The organism is Vogesella lacus (assembly GCF_979366295.1).
The window spans coordinates 91,983-107,293 of record NZ_CEETQT010000003.1 but is presented as its reverse complement, the minus strand read 5'-3'; the positions used below and the strand labels follow the sequence as shown (position 1 = coordinate 107,293).

17 protein-coding genes are annotated in these 15,311 nt (G+C 57.8%); 11 read left to right on the top strand and 6 right to left on the bottom strand.

Features of this window, described 5'->3' with window-relative positions; translation table 11 throughout:
- Window positions 1-3: 3 nt before the first annotated feature.
- From secF to mutL, 3 genes are all read left to right on the top strand, one after another.
- A complete protein-coding gene (gene secF, locus ACZ9W6_RS04555; protein WP_465189897.1) occupies window positions 4-939 on the top strand; it encodes a protein translocase subunit SecF in 936 nt (311 codons plus the stop codon).
- Between the two features lie 115 nt (window positions 940-1,054).
- A complete protein-coding gene (locus tag ACZ9W6_RS04550; protein WP_465190116.1) occupies window positions 1,055-1,693 on the top strand; it encodes a DedA family protein in 639 nt (212 codons plus the stop codon).
- Window positions 1,690-3,585, top strand: a complete 1,896-nt coding sequence (gene mutL, locus ACZ9W6_RS04545; RefSeq protein WP_465189896.1) for a DNA mismatch repair endonuclease MutL — start codon at window positions 1,690-1,692, stop codon at window positions 3,583-3,585. Before ACZ9W6_RS04550 ends, mutL begins: the two co-directional genes overlap by 4 nt.
- 23 nt (window positions 3,586-3,608) lie before the next feature.
- On the opposite strand, the gene ACZ9W6_RS04540 is transcribed toward mutL, so the two are convergent.
- The 3 genes from ACZ9W6_RS04540 to ACZ9W6_RS04530 form a co-directional block, all read right to left on the bottom strand.
- Window positions 3,609-4,364, bottom strand: coding sequence for a substrate-binding periplasmic protein (locus ACZ9W6_RS04540; protein WP_465189895.1), 756 nt, complete (start codon window positions 4,362-4,364; stop codon window positions 3,609-3,611).
- 119 nt (window positions 4,365-4,483) lie between these two features.
- The gene (locus ACZ9W6_RS04535; RefSeq protein WP_465189894.1) at window positions 4,484-5,188 is read right to left on the bottom strand and encodes an aspartate/glutamate racemase family protein; all 705 of its coding nucleotides are present in this window, start codon (window positions 5,186-5,188) and stop codon (window positions 4,484-4,486) included.
- Window positions 5,188-5,799, bottom strand: coding sequence for a LysE family translocator (locus ACZ9W6_RS04530; protein WP_465189893.1), 612 nt, complete (start codon window positions 5,797-5,799; stop codon window positions 5,188-5,190). The genes ACZ9W6_RS04535 and ACZ9W6_RS04530 overlap by 1 nt, the downstream gene beginning before the upstream one ends.
- 145 nt (window positions 5,800-5,944) lie before the next feature.
- Between ACZ9W6_RS04530 and ACZ9W6_RS04525 the strand changes: the two genes are divergently transcribed.
- Genes ACZ9W6_RS04525 through efp form a run of 8 tightly spaced genes read left to right on the top strand, consistent with a single transcriptional unit; the run spans window position 5,945 to window position 11,936 of the window.
- Window positions 5,945-7,420, top strand: coding sequence for an aminotransferase-like domain-containing protein (locus tag ACZ9W6_RS04525; RefSeq protein ID WP_465189892.1), 1,476 nt, complete (start codon window positions 5,945-5,947; stop codon window positions 7,418-7,420).
- A 54-nt stretch (window positions 7,421-7,474) separates the two neighbouring features.
- On the top strand, window positions 7,475-7,963 hold the full coding sequence (locus ACZ9W6_RS04520; RefSeq protein WP_465189891.1) for a GspH/FimT family pseudopilin: 489 nt from the start codon (window positions 7,475-7,477) through the stop codon (window positions 7,961-7,963).
- Window positions 7,956-8,537: a type IV pilus modification protein PilV gene (gene pilV, locus ACZ9W6_RS04515; RefSeq protein ID WP_465189890.1), complete on the top strand. Its 582-nt coding sequence runs from the start codon at window positions 7,956-7,958 to the stop codon at window positions 8,535-8,537. The genes ACZ9W6_RS04520 and pilV overlap by 8 nt, the downstream gene beginning before the upstream one ends.
- Window positions 8,534-9,250 (top strand): PilW family protein, encoded by a 717-nt coding sequence (locus tag ACZ9W6_RS04510; protein WP_465189889.1) that lies wholly within the window; start codon window positions 8,534-8,536, stop codon window positions 9,248-9,250. The genes pilV and ACZ9W6_RS04510 overlap by 4 nt, the downstream gene beginning before the upstream one ends.
- Window positions 9,247-9,654: a pilus assembly PilX family protein gene (locus tag ACZ9W6_RS04505; protein WP_465189888.1), complete on the top strand. Its 408-nt coding sequence runs from the start codon at window positions 9,247-9,249 to the stop codon at window positions 9,652-9,654. Before ACZ9W6_RS04510 ends, ACZ9W6_RS04505 begins: the two co-directional genes overlap by 4 nt.
- 19 nt (window positions 9,655-9,673) lie before the next feature.
- A complete protein-coding gene (locus tag ACZ9W6_RS04500) occupies window positions 9,674-10,114 on the top strand; it encodes a type IV pilin protein (protein ID WP_465189887.1) in 441 nt (146 codons plus the stop codon).
- A gap of 47 nt (window positions 10,115-10,161) precedes the next feature.
- Window positions 10,162-11,313, top strand: coding sequence for an elongation factor P maturation arginine rhamnosyltransferase EarP (gene earP / locus ACZ9W6_RS04495; protein WP_465189886.1), 1,152 nt, complete (start codon window positions 10,162-10,164; stop codon window positions 11,311-11,313).
- A 59-nt stretch (window positions 11,314-11,372) separates the two neighbouring features.
- Window positions 11,373-11,936, top strand: coding sequence for an elongation factor P (gene efp / locus ACZ9W6_RS04490; protein ID WP_465189885.1), 564 nt, complete (start codon window positions 11,373-11,375; stop codon window positions 11,934-11,936).
- Window positions 11,937-12,250: 314 nt separating this feature from the next.
- Here the strand turns inward: efp and ppx are convergent, their stop codons facing one another.
- From ppx to rpiA, 3 genes are all read right to left on the bottom strand, one after another.
- Window positions 12,251-13,729 (bottom strand): exopolyphosphatase, encoded by a 1,479-nt coding sequence (gene ppx, locus ACZ9W6_RS04485; RefSeq protein WP_465190115.1) that lies wholly within the window; start codon window positions 13,727-13,729, stop codon window positions 12,251-12,253.
- A 94-nt stretch (window positions 13,730-13,823) separates the two neighbouring features.
- On the bottom strand, window positions 13,824-14,537 hold the full coding sequence (gene phoU / locus ACZ9W6_RS04480; protein ID WP_465189884.1) for a phosphate signaling complex protein PhoU: 714 nt from the start codon (window positions 14,535-14,537) through the stop codon (window positions 13,824-13,826).
- Window positions 14,538-14,614: 77 nt separating this feature from the next.
- Window positions 14,615-15,280: a ribose-5-phosphate isomerase RpiA gene (gene rpiA, locus ACZ9W6_RS04475; RefSeq protein ID WP_465190114.1), complete on the bottom strand. Its 666-nt coding sequence runs from the start codon at window positions 15,278-15,280 to the stop codon at window positions 14,615-14,617.
- Between the last annotated feature and the right edge of the window lie 31 nt (window positions 15,281-15,311).

The window sequence follows — 15,311 nt, the reverse complement described above, 5'->3', positions numbered from 1 at the left end:
CAGATGGAGTTTTTCCGCATCAAACGGGACATCCCGTTCATGAGCTACGGCAAGCTCACCACCACTATTTCTCTGGTGACTTTCATCCTGGCCGTGTTCTTCCTGTTTACCAAAGGGTTGAACCTGTCGGTGGAGTTTACCGGCGGTACGGTGATGGAAGTGCAGTACAAACAGGCGGCCAACCTGCCCGACATCCGCCATCGCGTCGAAACGCTGAAGCTGGGTGAGGTTCAGGTACAAAGCCTGGGTAGCAGCCGTGACGTGATGATCCGCCTGCCCAACAAGGGTACGGAAAGTTCAGCACAGCTGTCGGAAAAGGTCATGGTCCAGCTGAAAGCCGGTGATCCGGCGGTTGAGCTGCGCAAGGTCGAGTTTGTCGGCCCGAGCGTGGGTGACGAGCTGGTAACCCACGGCCTGACCGCCATCGCGCTCGTGTGCGTGGGCATCATGCTGTATCTGGCTGCACGCTTCGAATGGCGTCTTGCCGTATCAGCCATCGTGGCCAATATGCACGACGTGGTGATCATCCTTGGCTGCTTTGCCTTCTTCGGCTGGGAGTTCAACCTGACAGTTCTTGCCGGTGTGCTGGCGGTGCTGGGTTATTCGGTCAACGAGTCGGTGGTGGTGTTTGACCGGGTACGCGAGAACTTCCGCCGCCCGGCAATGCGTGGCAAGAGCACGGCAGAGGTGATGGATAATGCGATTACCGCCACCATCAGCCGTACCATGATTACCCACGGCTCGACCGAGACCATGGTACTGGCCATGCTGTTCTTCGGCGGCCCGGCGCTGCATGGCTTTGCCATGGCCCTGACCATCGGCATCGTGTTCGGTATCTACTCCTCGGTACTGGTAGCCAGCCCGCTGGCACTGGCACTGGGCACCAAGCGCGAGCACATGATCAAGGTTGTGAAGCCGAAGGAAGAAGCGGTCGTCTGATCGTTTTTGCCTGTCACAAACAAAGGTTGGCCGCATGCGGCCAACCTTTGGCATTTGTCCGGATGGCATTGCCGCAGTACCATCCGGACAAATCCCGGAACGGAACATCATGGAAATCATCCTCTTTCTGATCGACTTCATCATCAATATCGACAGCCATCTGGCGCAGCTGGTGGCCAATTACGGGCCGTGGATCTACCTGATCCTGTTCATGATCATCTTTTGCGAAACCGGTCTCGTCGTCACTCCTTTCCTGCCTGGCGACTCGCTGCTGTTCGTCGCCGGTGCCCTCGCTGCGCTTGGCAAGATGGATGTGCATCTGCTGGTCGCGCTGCTGATCGTGGCCGCCATCCTGGGCGACAGCGTCAACTACAGCATCGGCAAGCATGTCGGACTCAAGCTGTTCCAGCGCTTTCCGCGCCTGCTCAAGCAGTCCTATCTTGACCGCACCCATGCTTTTTATGAGCGCCACGGCGGCAAGACCATCATCTTTGCGCGCTTCGTGCCCATCGTGCGCACCTTCGCGCCTTTTGTCGCCGGCATCGGCCACATGGATTACAAGCGCTTCATCAGCTACAACGTGATCGGCGCCTTTGTCTGGGTAATGGGCTTTACTTACGCCGGCTACCATTTCGGCAATATGCCCTTCGTGCAGAAAAACCTCGAATACCTGATCTTCGGCATCATCATCGTCTCCATCCTGCCCGGCGTGATCGAAATCGCTCGCATGAAAATGGCCACACGCAAGTCATGAAGCGCATCCGGAAACTGCCCGATCACCTCGTCAACCAGATTGCCGCCGGTGAAGTCGTCGAGCGCCCCGCCTCGGCCCTGAAGGAAATGCTGGAAAACAGCCTGGATGCCGACGCCAGCAAGATCAGCGTCGATCTGGCGCAAGGCGGCATCAAGCTGATCCGCGTCAGCGACAACGGCAATGGTATTGCCGCCGATGATCTGCAGCTGGCGCTGGATCGCCACGCCACCAGCAAGATTGCCAGCCTCGACGAGCTGGAAAGCGTCGCCACACTGGGTTTCCGTGGCGAGGGCCTGGCCAGCGTGGCCTCGGTGTCGCGCCTGACCCTGGTCAGCCGCCAGCACGATGCCGAGCACGCGCATCAGATCATCGCGATTGACGGCACCCTGCATCCGGTCGAGCCGGCCGCGCATGCCCCCGGCACCAGCGTCGAAGTGGTCGATCTGTATTTCAACACCCCGGCGCGGCGCAAATTCCTCAAGAGCGAGGCCACCGAATACGCGCACTGCGCTGCCACTTTCGAACGCATTGCACTGGCGCATCCACACGTAGAATTCATCCTGCGCCACAACGGCAAGGTGGTACACCGCCTGCCGCAGCAAAGTCTGGCCGACCGCGTCGCAGCGCTGCTGGGCAAGGATTTTGTCGAATCGGCATTGCCGGTCGATACCCATGCGGCCAACCTTGGCCTGCAGGGCTTTGTCGCCAGCCCGACCTATTCCAAGGCCAGCCGCGACGCGCAGTTTTTTTATGTGAATGGCCGCTTCGTGCGCGACAAAGTGGCACAGCATGCACTGCGCCAGGCCTATCGCGATGTGCTGCATCACGACCGCCATGCCGCTTATGCGCTGTTTTTCACGCTGGATCCGGCCAATGTCGATGTGAACGTGCACCCGACCAAGATCGAGGTGCGCTTTCGCGAAAGCCAGGGCATCCACCAGTTTCTGTTTCACAGTGTGCACAAGGCGCTGGCCAGCACCACCGCCGGCGCCAGCCCGGCCGTCAGCCTCGCCGAACCGACCGAGTCGACCGAGCCTGCGCTTGCGGCCAAGCCCAGCAGCTCCGACAGTGATTTGCGCGACGACAAGCTGAACATCAGCAGCAGCCAGCCCTCGCGCCAGCCTTTCCAGCAACCCCGTTACGAGCAGCAAAGCATGCCGCTGCATGTTGCGCGCGAGGCGCTGCAGGGCTACGAAAAGCAGTTCGCCGGTCTGCGTGCCGAAGAACAGCAGCTGACACCAGCACGTCCGCCACAGGTAATAAACGTCGCGCCGAATCCGGCCATGCCAGCCAGTGACGAAGACGGCATTCCGCCCCTGGGCTTTGCGCTGGCGCAGCTGCACGGGGTGTACATCCTCAGCCAGTGCGCCGACGGCCTGATCGTGGTGGATATGCACGCCGCACACGAGCGCATTGTTTACGAAAGACTGAAATCAGCGCTGGATAGCGACCGCATCCCGATGCAGCCCTTGCTGTTGCCGGTATCGTTTGCGGCCGATCGTTTTGAAGTCGCCACCGTGCAAGAGCAAGGTGAGGCGATGTTACAGCTGGGCATCGAGATGGCCACGTTATCGCCCACCCAGATCGCGGTACGCGGCGTGCCGCAATGGCTGAAAGACGGCAACCCGGTCGAGCTGGCCCGTTCGGTGCTCAAGGAAGTGCGTGAATTCGGCATGAGCCGCGTGCTGACCGAACGCCAGAACGAGCTGCTGGCCACCATGGCCTGCCACGGCGCTGTACGCGCCAATCGCCAGCTGACACTGACCGAGATGAATGCGCTATTGCGCGATATGGAGGTAACCGAGCGTTCCGGCCAGTGCAATCACGGGCGGCCAACCTGGTCGCGTCTGAGCATGCGCGACCTCGACAATCTGTTCATGCGCGGCAAATAAGCACTGGCAAGCCAGATCCTGTCTCAGGGTCTGGCTTCGTGCTCGCGCACGGCGCTAAAGCTGCTTTTGAAATAGCGGCGGTAAAACCGGTCGAGTTTGCCATCTTTCTGCCACTGCACGGAGATGGCATCCAGATCAGCGCGCAAGGTCTCGAGATCGGCCCGCATCGAGAATGGCTGGGCAATACCGGCTACCACCGGCGACAAGCCCCTGATCGCCTGCTGATGCGCCGGCAGGGCATTTTCTATCGTCAGCTGGTCTTCAAAAATCACGTCAACCTTGCCGGTGGCCAGCAGGCGTACCGACATGTCGGAGTCGGCAGAGCGTACCCTCTGCCAATCCTGCTTGCCCTGAATGGCTGCCGGATAATCGTAGACCGCCACATGGGCCACACGGGCACCGCTGAACTGCGCCAGCTCCTTGAATTCCTGCATCGGGCTGGCTTGCGCCACCCAGGCTCGCAGCACCCAGTACACCAGCGGTTCACGAGTCTGAATCCAGTCTGGCGGACTGTCATTGCCTAGCGCAAAAGCCATAATGTCGACCTTCTGCCCACGCATCAGCTTGTAGCAGGCATCCGCCGACATGAACATATAGCGCACGCGGTAACCATGCTTTTGCGCCACGACCTTCATTGCCTCGACAGCCAGCCCCTGCGGGCGGCCATCTTTTTCGGGATAAATATAGGGTGGCCACGGCTCGGCGCAAAGACTGAGCGTACCGGCCAACAGCGGTAATGGCAGCAACATCAGGAATGACAACAACAGTCTGGCTAACATCGACAGGGCCCCGGCTATTGACAGCGACATGACATCCTAACAGTAGCATCCATCGATTCACATCCCAACTTTCAATCAGACTTAGCAAGTATTACCGGCCTGACGACCAGACATTTTGCTCAATCAGCCGCCAGCAACCAGTCAACTGCTGCAGCGATATGCAGGCTGGCACTGTCGAATTGTGGCAGACGGGTATCTTTTGGCGACAGCAACATGCCGATCTCGGTACAACCCAGAATCACCCCTTGTGCACCGGCCTCTGCCAGATCATCAGCAATCCCGGCAAACGCGCTTCTTGATTCAGGACGAACTTCGCCACGGCACAACTCCTCGAAAATCACTCGGTGGACAAGATCTCGCGCTTCACGCGCCGGCACACACACGGCAATACCGGCTTGCTCCAGTCTTTTCCGGTAAAAATGATCCTCCATGGTGAAGCGCGTCGCCAAGAGGCCAACTTGCGACACACCGGCTTGCCGCAAAGCGGCAATCATCGGGTCGCAGATGTGTAACAGCGGAATGCCGGCTTCGGCAACGATGTCATCTGCCAGCTTGTGCATGGTATTGCTGGCAATCAGCAAGGCACCGGCGCCCGCCTCGGCCAGCTTGCGGCCAACCTTGCCCAGTTGTTGCGCCGCCTGCTGCCACTGCCCGGCCTGCTGCATCGCCGCAATCGGGGCAAAATCCACACTATGCAACAGCAGCCTGGCCGAATGCAGACCGCCTCTGGCCTGTTGCACGCCCCGATTGATCCCCGCGTAATAACTGGCGGTGGACTCCCAGCTCATTCCGCCCAATATGCCCAGCAATCTTTGTTCTGACATCACCACACTCCCGCAGCAGACAATTCATCACGCAACAATAACAAGGTCACCCATAACAGGGAGGTAGCCATCACGCCGTTAAACAATCTGCGCCAGTGAGGCTGCGCCAGAAACTCACGCAACAGACTGCCGGCCGCTGCCCACAGCACGATACAAGGCAGATTGATCAGCGCACAAAGCACACCGAGCAGCAAGGCTTGCGACGGCCCGGCATTGGCCGGCAAAAACAGTACTGCGGTATTGATCACCATCACCCAGGCCTTGGGATTCACCCACTGAAATGCCGCTGCCGCCCAGAAACCCATGGCGCGGTGGCCAGCCTGGCGACTCTGTATCGGGCCGGCCTGCCAGATCTGCCAGCACAGCCGCAGCAGATAGGCACAAGCCAGCAAGGCTAGCGGCAGACGCCAGCTGGCCATAAAGGCCAGCACCCAGGACAGAAACAGCGACACCAGCACCACCTGGATGCCATGCCCGCTGCTGATACCGAACACATGCGGCAAGGTACGGCGAAAACCGAAATTGACACCGGATGCGGCCAACATCAGATTATTCGGCCCCGGCGTTACCGACATCAACGAGACATAGCCCAGCAAAGCCACTGTCAGCATGACACTTCCTTTCACGATCAGCACGCATACAGCGTAAGCGGCTACGCAGCATAGTTACAGCCGCAAGAATCGATTATTGTCATGGTGACAATTTCGGATATATTGCAACTGTTACCACGCAAACCACACAGCATTGTTCGCCATCATGGAAAGCACCACGCTCTATCATCAGCTTGCCGAAGACCTCTCTAGCGCCATCACCCGTGGCACCTTGCCACCGGGCTCGCGCCTGCCTTCGGTGCGCAAGACCGCACACAGCCGCCAGCTTTCGTTGAACACCGTGGTGGCCGCCTATCGCGTGCTGGAAGATCGCGGTCTGGTCGAGGCGCGACCGCAATCCGGTTATTACGTGCGCACGCGCCTGCCCTCGCCCGCCCGTCAGTCTGACGGCCAGCCGGGGCCTGCCCGCGGCACCGATGATGAAGTGCTGGATCTGATTGGCGAGGCACTGAAGGCCCAGCAGACGCCCGGCTATATCGACATCGCGCTGGCCTGCCCGCGCGGCGGCGATTTTTACCCCTCGGGCAAGCTGGCCAGACTGATGGGCCAGGTCTTGCGCAAATCCCCCGGCCTGGTCAGCAACTATGCGCTACCGCCTGGCTCGCTGAAGCTGCGCACCCAGGTCGCCCGGCGCGGCATCGAGCTGGGCATGTCGCTGCAGGCCGAGCACATCATCCTCACCCATGGCGCAATGGAGGCGCTGCAGCTGGCCCTGCGTGCCATTACCCGCCCCGGTGACACCGTAGGCATCGAATCGCCGACTTATTTCAACCTGCTGCCGCTGTTTGCCAGCCTCGGCCTCAAGGCCATCGAGATCCCGACCGATCCGCAGCACGGCCTGTCGCTTGATGCGCTTGAGATGCTGTTGCAGGAGAAACGGCTGAATGCACTGGTGGCGATGCCGAACGTGCACAACCCGCTGGGCTGCAGCATGAGTACCGACAACAAGAAAAGGTTGGCCGCGATGGTCAACCGTTACGAGATTCCGCTGATCGAGGATGCGCTGTATGCCGAGCTGCAGTTTGGCGATGCCCTGCAACCGGCAGTGAAGGCTTTTGACCAGCATGGCTGGGTGCTGATCTGCTCGAGCTATACCAAGACGCTGGCACCCGATTTTCGTATCGGCTGGCTGGAGGGCGGACGTTTTGGCGAGGCAATCAAGAAACTGAAATTTGCCAGCTCGATCGCCGAACCGCTGGTGCTTTGCGAAACACTGGGGGCGTTCCTCGAATCCGGCGGTTACGATCATCACCTACGCAGCCTGAAGCGACGCTATGCACAGCATATTGATAAAGTTCGGGCGCTGATTGCCGATCATTTCCCTGAGGGCACGCGCGCGACTCACCCGAGTGGCGGCTTTCTGATCTGGGTCGAACTGCCCGAGCAATACGACACGGTAAAGCTGTTCAAGCTGGCGATCGAAGAACGCATCAGCATCTCACCCGGCCCCTTGTATTCTCCAGGCGGCCGCTATCGCAATGCGATCCGTATTTCCTGCTGCCAGCCACTGGACGAACGCTTCTGCCATGCACTGGCCAGAGTCGGTGAACTGGCCAATCTGTGCCGGCAAGCTGCGGCCAACTGTGCTGAAATAAACAGCAGTGATTTCATCAGCCAATGAAAACCTGCTAAGCTTCAAATTAAAGCAATGTGAAAACCAATTTTCAATAATTGTATGAAATCAAGCACGCACGCATTCAGGCAAAGCGGTTTTACCTTGGTCGAACTGATTATCGTGCTGGCGATTGCCGGCATGGTGATGGCCTTTGCCGTGCCTGCCTATCGTGACTTTGTGGCACGCAGCATGACGCAAACGACAGCCGGACAATTCATGCGTGCCGCACAGACGGCACGTACCGAAGCGATACGTCTTGGTGGCAGCGTGACCATCTGTGGCCAGGCCTCGGCAGCCTCGTGCGCGGCCAACACCGGCAGCTGGAGTAATGGCTGGCGGGTTTACACAACCACGGCTTCCGGCACCAGCCTGTTACTGAGCTTCGCACCGGAGCAAACCATGATAGCCAGCGCCTCAACGGCATCAATGACTTTCGCCCAAAGTGGCCGGGTAAGTGGTGGCAGTGACTTCACTATTACTTTCAGTACGCCGGACAATCGTGCTTCATCAACCATCACGGTAGAAAGCTATGGTCGTGCGCATGACTAGACATCCGGGCCGGCAAGCTGGCTTCAGCCTGATTGAAGTACTGGTCTCGGTCATCGTGATCAGCCTCGGGCTGCTAGGCATGTCTGCCTTGCAAAGCCGCGCCAGCAAGCAAGCCAGCGAGGCCTATGTACGTAGTATTGCCCTATCCAATGCCGAAGCACTGGCCGAAAAAATCCGTGTCAGCGTCGCCGACAGCCTTTACCAGTACGATGCAAACGCCGACTCGCCGGTATTCCATATCAGCAGTTCGGTAGCCTGCTTTGTATCCTCAGCAGTTGTCAGCAATGCCGATACGGTTTGCGGCAACACCACCCAGTCAAACCTCAACCGCAGCTATCTTGCCTCGCAAACGGCTGATGTTTCCCAGCAACTCGCCTCCGGGAGTATCAGCGTTCGCCTCTGGCGCAATAATGCCGTAGTGGCCTCGGCAATCAACCTGAGTAATTGTGACTACTCTTTTGCCAGCGGCACCAGCAGCAACACGCCTTGCTCGCTGTCCGTCGTTGTGAACTGGCGCGAGTCCAGCGACAATGCCTCGTCCGGCATGCGTAATGTGGAGTATTTCGTCAGATGAGACAGCTACGCACCAGACAATATGGTCTCACCTTGGTCGAACTGATGCTCTCGATCGGGCTATCGCTGTTTCTCGTGCTGATCGTTGCCCAGTTTTTTGACAGCAACCGCAACAGCTATCGCACCCAGCGCAGCCTTGCCGATATCCAGGATCGTGGCCAGTTTGCGCTCTATGTCTTCAAGCAACAGCTACGTCAGGCCGGCTATGTCGATACCACTAATTTACCCAATGCCAACGCCACCAACTTCCCGGCCAGCGGCGTAACCTGGGCAACTGCCGGGCACATCATCACCGGCAATGCCAGCAGTGTTTCCGTGCGCTTTCGCGGTGCCGATGATGGCAATGTCGTGGACTGCGAAGGAGGCACCGTCGCCAGCGGCACAATGAAATCGCATACCTTTGATCGTGATGGCAATGACAGGCTGCGTTGCGATGGCAACGAACTGGTGCCCGGTGTGCTGCAACTTGTTCTCTCCTACGGAGAGGACACCGACAGTGACGGCATTCCTAACAGTTTCACGGCCACTCCGGGTAACTGGAGCAATGTGCGTGCGGCCAACGTCTGCCTGCTGCTTGCTTCACTGGAAAGCAATGTATCACCCAATGCGATGACTGTTGCCGACTGCAATAACGGCAATACCGCCATCAGCAACAATCGCATTGCACGGCGTTACCAGACCACCATCTATCTCAGAAACTCGGGTAGAACATGATGCGGCAAAACGGCTTTTCACTACTTGTCGTGCTGGTCTTCCTGATCATTCTTGCCCTGCTGGGCTTCAGCGCCGTGCAAAACACGCTGATCCAGGAAAAGATTACCGGTAACAATAACGAGAAGAACATCTCGTTTCTTGCTGCCGAAGCCGCCTTGCGTGAGGCCGAAATCTATCTTGGCACGGTAGATGATATCCCCGTGTCGTCGGGCAGCCAGCCTTACAGCAGTGCGGTAAACGTCAATATCAGCGGTGTTGCCTCAAATCCGGGCTACACCATTTCCTGTATCAACAACTGCCAGGAAAATGCCAGTGGTGTGACTTACTACCGCGTTCAGGCCACTGGCTGGGGCGGCCGTACAACTTCCGTCACCCGACTCGAAATGGTAATCTCGGTTGAATAACCATGACATGGACAAGGCAATGAAGAACCAGGGTTTCACGCTGATCGAGATGATTGTGGTAGTGGCAATTGTCGGCATTCTGGCGGCCATCATGGTCCCCAATTACCGGCAATACGTGCTGAAGACCAATCGCACCGAAGCCAAAGTGGCGCTGGCCAACCTGTCACTGGCACAAGAGCGCTACTTCGCCATCAATAATCGCTACCATAACAACATTGCCTCGTTGAGTGTCACCGGACTCAAAGCCTCCGGCGCCAACTGGGTGACCGAAAATGGCTATTACCAGCTGGCCATCAACAATGCCGACGCGGCCAACACCATTGCCAGTGGTGGCCCATATCGCGCCACAGCCACGCCGCAAGGCACACAGGCTGGCGACAAGTGCAGCAGCATGTCACTCGACAGCACCGGCACCAAAACTGTCAGCGGCACCGGCGTTGTCGTCAGCGACTGCTGGTAAGGCCCGTCTGTGGCAAACTGTGATACTCCGCATCATCACGACTTGCCATGCCTCTTCAGCACTGCGAAATATTCTGCAATGTCATCGACAACTACGGTGATATCGGCGTCAGCTGGCGGCTTGCCCGCCAGCTGCATCTCGAACATCAGCTCCAGCTCACTCTATGGGTTGATGACCTGGCCAGTTTTCAGGCCATCCTGCCTGCCATTGACCCCTCTGTCGAAACCCAGTGGCAGCAAGGCATCTGCGTCAAACGTTGGCCGCAAGATGACTTGCCAGACAGCCCGATAGGTGATCTGGTTATCGAGGCATTCGGCTGCCGCCTGCCAGACTCGCGCATAGCAGCCATGGCACAACGTGCGCAAAAGCCCGTCTGGATCAATCTGGAATACCTGTCAGCCGAGGCCTGGGTTGAAGACTGCCACGGGCTCAGTTCGCCTCACCCGCAATTACCCATCACCAAGTATTTTTTCTTCCCCGGTTTCAGCCCCAGCACCGGCGGGCTGCCTTGCGAACGTGCGCTGATTCGCGACTGCCAAGCCTGGCAAGCCGACTCGGACAATGAAAATGCCCTGTGGCAAAGCCTTGGCCTCCCTCCCAGAGGTGCGGGTGAGTTTCGCATCAGCCTGTTTTGCTATGAATCTGCCTCTGCTGCTTACTGGGTCAATACGCTGGCGCAGTCAGCCCAAGCCACCCGCCTGCTGGTGCCTGCCGGCAAAGTCTTGCCAGATCTTGCCGCAGCCCTCGGACTTGCCGGCCCCTTGCAGCCGGGCGATTGCATCCGCCACGGCAATCTGACGCTTCATATCTTGCCGATGACGGATCAGCAGACTTACGACCGGCTATTGTGGAGCTGCGATCTCAATATCGTGCGCGGCGAAGACAGTTTCCTGCGCGCGCAATGGGCGGGCAAACCCATGCTGTGGCACATCTATCGCCAGGAAGAAAACGCTCACCTCGAAAAACTGGAGGCCTTTCTCGGTCACTACACTGCCCCGCTGCCAGACGAGCTCGGGCAACAAATCAGGACGTGGTGGCTGGCATGGAATCAGGATCAGGATGCCGGTCACGCTTGGCATACCCTGTTGCCGCGCTTGCCCGAGTGGCAACAATTTGCCCACAGTTGGCCGCAAAAGCTGCTGGCAGATGGTGATCTTGCGACGAGACTGGTGCAGTTTGCCGAAAAACGGCTACAATAGCCGGTTTCCAAGCGAGCCGTGTTTTACGGTTCCGATTCAAGACTTTAGGACTCTTACGCATGAAAACCGCACAGGAACTCCGCGCAGGCAACGTATTCATGGTCGGCGGCGAGCCGATGGTTGTGCAGAAAGCCGAATTCTCCAAATCCGGCCGTAACGCCTCCGTTGTAAAAATGAAGATGAAGAACCTGCTGACTGGCGCCGGTTCCGAAACCGTTTACCGCGCTGACGACAAGTTCGACGTGATCGTTCTGGATCGCAAAGACTGCACCTACTCCTATTTCGCTGACCCGATGTACGTGTTCATGGACCAGGAATTCAACCAGTACGAAGTTGAAGCCGACAACCTGGGCGACACCATCAACTACATCGTTGACGGCATGGATGACGTTTGCCAGGTTACCTTCTACGATGGCAAAGCCATCTCCGTAGAACTGCCGACTACCGTTGTACGCGAAGTCGAGTACACCGAGCCTGCCGTTCGTGGCGACACCTCCGGCAAGGTTCTGAAGCCTGCCCGTCTGGTTGGCACCACCTTCGAAGTACAGGTTCCGGCCTTCGTGACCACCGGCGAGAAAATCGAGATCGATACTCGTACCGGCGAATTCAAGAAGCGCGCCTGATTCGCACCTCGCGAATGAAAAAAGCCACCGCAAGGTGGCTTTTTTTGTTGGTACCGTCGTCAGAACTGCAGCTGCTGACAACGCGGACAACGGAACATCTGCCCGGCTATGGTCCTGACCTCTGACAAGCCTTTGTGAAAACAATGCCGGCAGACTCTTTCCCGCGCAGGGATATTGAAATTATCGCCGTCCCGCTTGCCCCAGCTTTTCGGGGTAATCAGCCGACGACTGACCGATGAACTAGACATAGCCCCTCCGAATTATTCTATCTATTAGATAAAATTAAAACGAAAGCGGGTTATTTTCAAGTAAATCTAAGCCTCAAGCAAGCTTAAATGCATACCTACCCGGCGCCACTGCCCCATTTCCTGCTGCAGCACGCTGGCCGTCAAGGGATTTGCTTCCAGCCAGCCACGTGGCAGGGTAATCGCATAGCCATCGACTCTCGCATCCACATCAAGAATGGCTGAGGTATCGACATCATTGCGGCTGCGGCAGAACAATGCGGCCAACCTGATGGCAAAGACAGCCGGCCACAATGCCTCGTCACTGATTTCCTTGCCCATCTTGCCCATATCACCACGATGCCCCAGCACAATGGTCGCCAGCTCGCTTTGCTCGCGGCGCGAGAAACCGGGCATATCGGCATTATTCAGAATGTAGGCCGAATGCTTGTGGTAGGCGGTGTGCGCGATGCTCAGGCCAATTTCGTGCACCTTGGCCGCCCAGGCCAGCGTTTTGCCCAAGCGCCCCTGCGGTGCCAGCTTGGCATAGATGTGCTCGGCCAGCGCCCCGACCCGCAGCGCTTGCGCAGTATCCACATGATAACGACGCTTGAACTGGGTAATGGTCGAATCCCGCATGTCCTTCTCCCGCTGCCGGCCAAGCAAATCGTAGAGTACGCCATCACGCAAGGCACCATCGGTCACGATCATGCGATCAATATCCAGCGCCTGGAAAATCGCCATCATCACGGCAAGGCCACCACAAATCACCGGCGCACGATCCGGCTTCAGGCCATTGATGTCGATCTGTTTGAAGCTGTCAAAACGCAAGAGCTCGTCCCGCAGGCGCTGCATGCCTTTCAGGGTAATCTCGCCGCTGGTCCAGTCATTGATCTCGAGAATGTCGCGCAAGGAACGCGCGGTACCCGAAGTCCCGACCGCCAGCTGCCATTCATGCCGCGGATACTCATAAACGATGCGCTGGATCTCGCCGGCTGCGGCCAACTCGGCATCGCGGAATGACTGCTTGCCGATACGTCCGCCCGGGAAGTAACGCAGGCTGTAAGTGACGCAGCCCAGGGGCAGACTTTCGGTGACATGTGCCTTGTACTGGCTGCCGATAATGAACTCGGTCGAGCCGCCGCCGATATCCACCACCAGGCGGCGCTCTTTGGTCGCTGGCAGTGAATGGGCTGCCCCCAGATAAATCAGTCGCGCCTCTTCACGGCCGGCGATGATTTCGATCTGGAAGCCGAGGCGTCGCTCTGCCTCGGCAATGAATTCGGCGGCATTTTTCGCGACACGCAGGGTATTGGTGCCGACCACCCGCACCTGGCGCGGGTCAAAACCGCGCAGACGCTCGCCAAAACGGGCAAGACAAGCCAGTGCGCGGTCGTAAGTTTCCGGCATCAGGTATTTGTCTTCCGTCAGCCCGCCCCCGAGGCGGACAGTTTCTTTCAGCACATCCAGCGTATACAGCTGGTCATCCACCACACGGGAAACCTGCAGGCGAAAACTGTTGGAGCCCAGGTCCACGGTAGCCAGTACATCAAACTGGGGTTTACTGATGGTCACACACTACCCCTTTTCTTGTGAAAATGGTTTTGCCAAAAAAAACGGCGGTAACGAATGTTACCGCCGTAGCCAGTATCCTGCACGCAAATCAGGCGTTGCTATCAGGCAGAACCTCGCGCTTTTTGTCTTCCAGCGAGGTATGGCGGATATCCTTACCTTTGACAAGATAGACTACGTATTCGGAAATATTCTTGGCGTGATCGCCCATGCGCTCGATAGCCTTGCAGATAAACAGGGTATCGATAGACATGGTGATGGTGCGCGGGTCTTCCATCATGAAGGTGATCTGCGCACGCAGCTCGGATGCATAATCCTCGTCCAGCATCAGGTCTTCTTCAGCAAGCTCGACAGCGGCACTGGCATCCAGACGTGCAAAGGCATCCAGCGCACGGTGCAGCATACCCAGTGCCACCTTGGCCATCTTGTCGGCCTCGCGGAAGCGCGGCGCGGCGCCACGGTTAGCCTGGTAAAGCGTGCGGCCAACCCGGGCAATTTTCTGTGCTTCGTCACCGATACGCTCAAGATCGGTAATGGTCTTGATCACGGTAATCACCATGCGCAAGTCGCTGGCAGCCGGCTGGCGACGCGCGATGATGTGCTGGCAGTCTTCGTCGATTTCGACTTCGAACGAATTCACCTTGGCATCATCGGCAATCACGCGATCCAGGCGATCCAGATCACCATCAAGCAGGGCCTCCATGGCGGCGCGGATTTGCTGCTCGACCAGCCCCCCCATCTGCAATACCCGGGTACGGATATTCTCCAGCTCCATGTCAAACTGCTTGGAAATGTGATCAGGCATATCAACCTCGTCGAATAATGGGCATCAAGCCTGTCATGCTAGCGAGCCAACATGACAGGAATATTTCAGGTCATCGCTCAGCGATATTCTTTTACACCCTCGGCGGTACCCAGCAGCAACACATCGGCACGACGAGCGGCAAACAGGCCATTGGTCACCACGCCAACAATCTGGTTGATCTGCTGCTCGAGCTTCACCGGCTCGACAATTTTCAGACCATGTACATCCAGAATGATGTTGCCGTTGTCGGTAGTTACGCCCATGCGCCATTCCGGGTGACCGCCCAGTTTCACCAGCTCGCGCGCCACATGGCTTCGCGCCATCGGGATTACCTCAACCGGCAGCGGGAAGGCGCCCATCATCTCGACATACTTGCTCTGGTCTGCGATACAGATGAACTTTTCGGCCACGGCTGCCACGATTTTCTCGCGTGTCAGCGCCGCACCACCGCCCTTGATCATGTGCAGTTGATGATTGACCTCGTCAGCACCATCGACATACACCGGCACTTCACCCGGGCCCACGCTGTTCAGATCCAGCACCGGAATGCCGATCTCTTTCAGACGCTTGGTCGACGCCTCGGAGCTAGACACCGCGCCCTTGATGCGGCCCTTGATCTTGGCCAGTTCGTCGATGAAGAAATTCACGGTGCTGCCGGTGCCGACACCGACAATGCAATCGTCCGGCACATGCTTGATGGCGGCCTGGGCAACCAGTTGCTTCAGTTGATTCTGATCCATGATGTTTCCTGGGTAAGTGTGAAGATGACAGAAA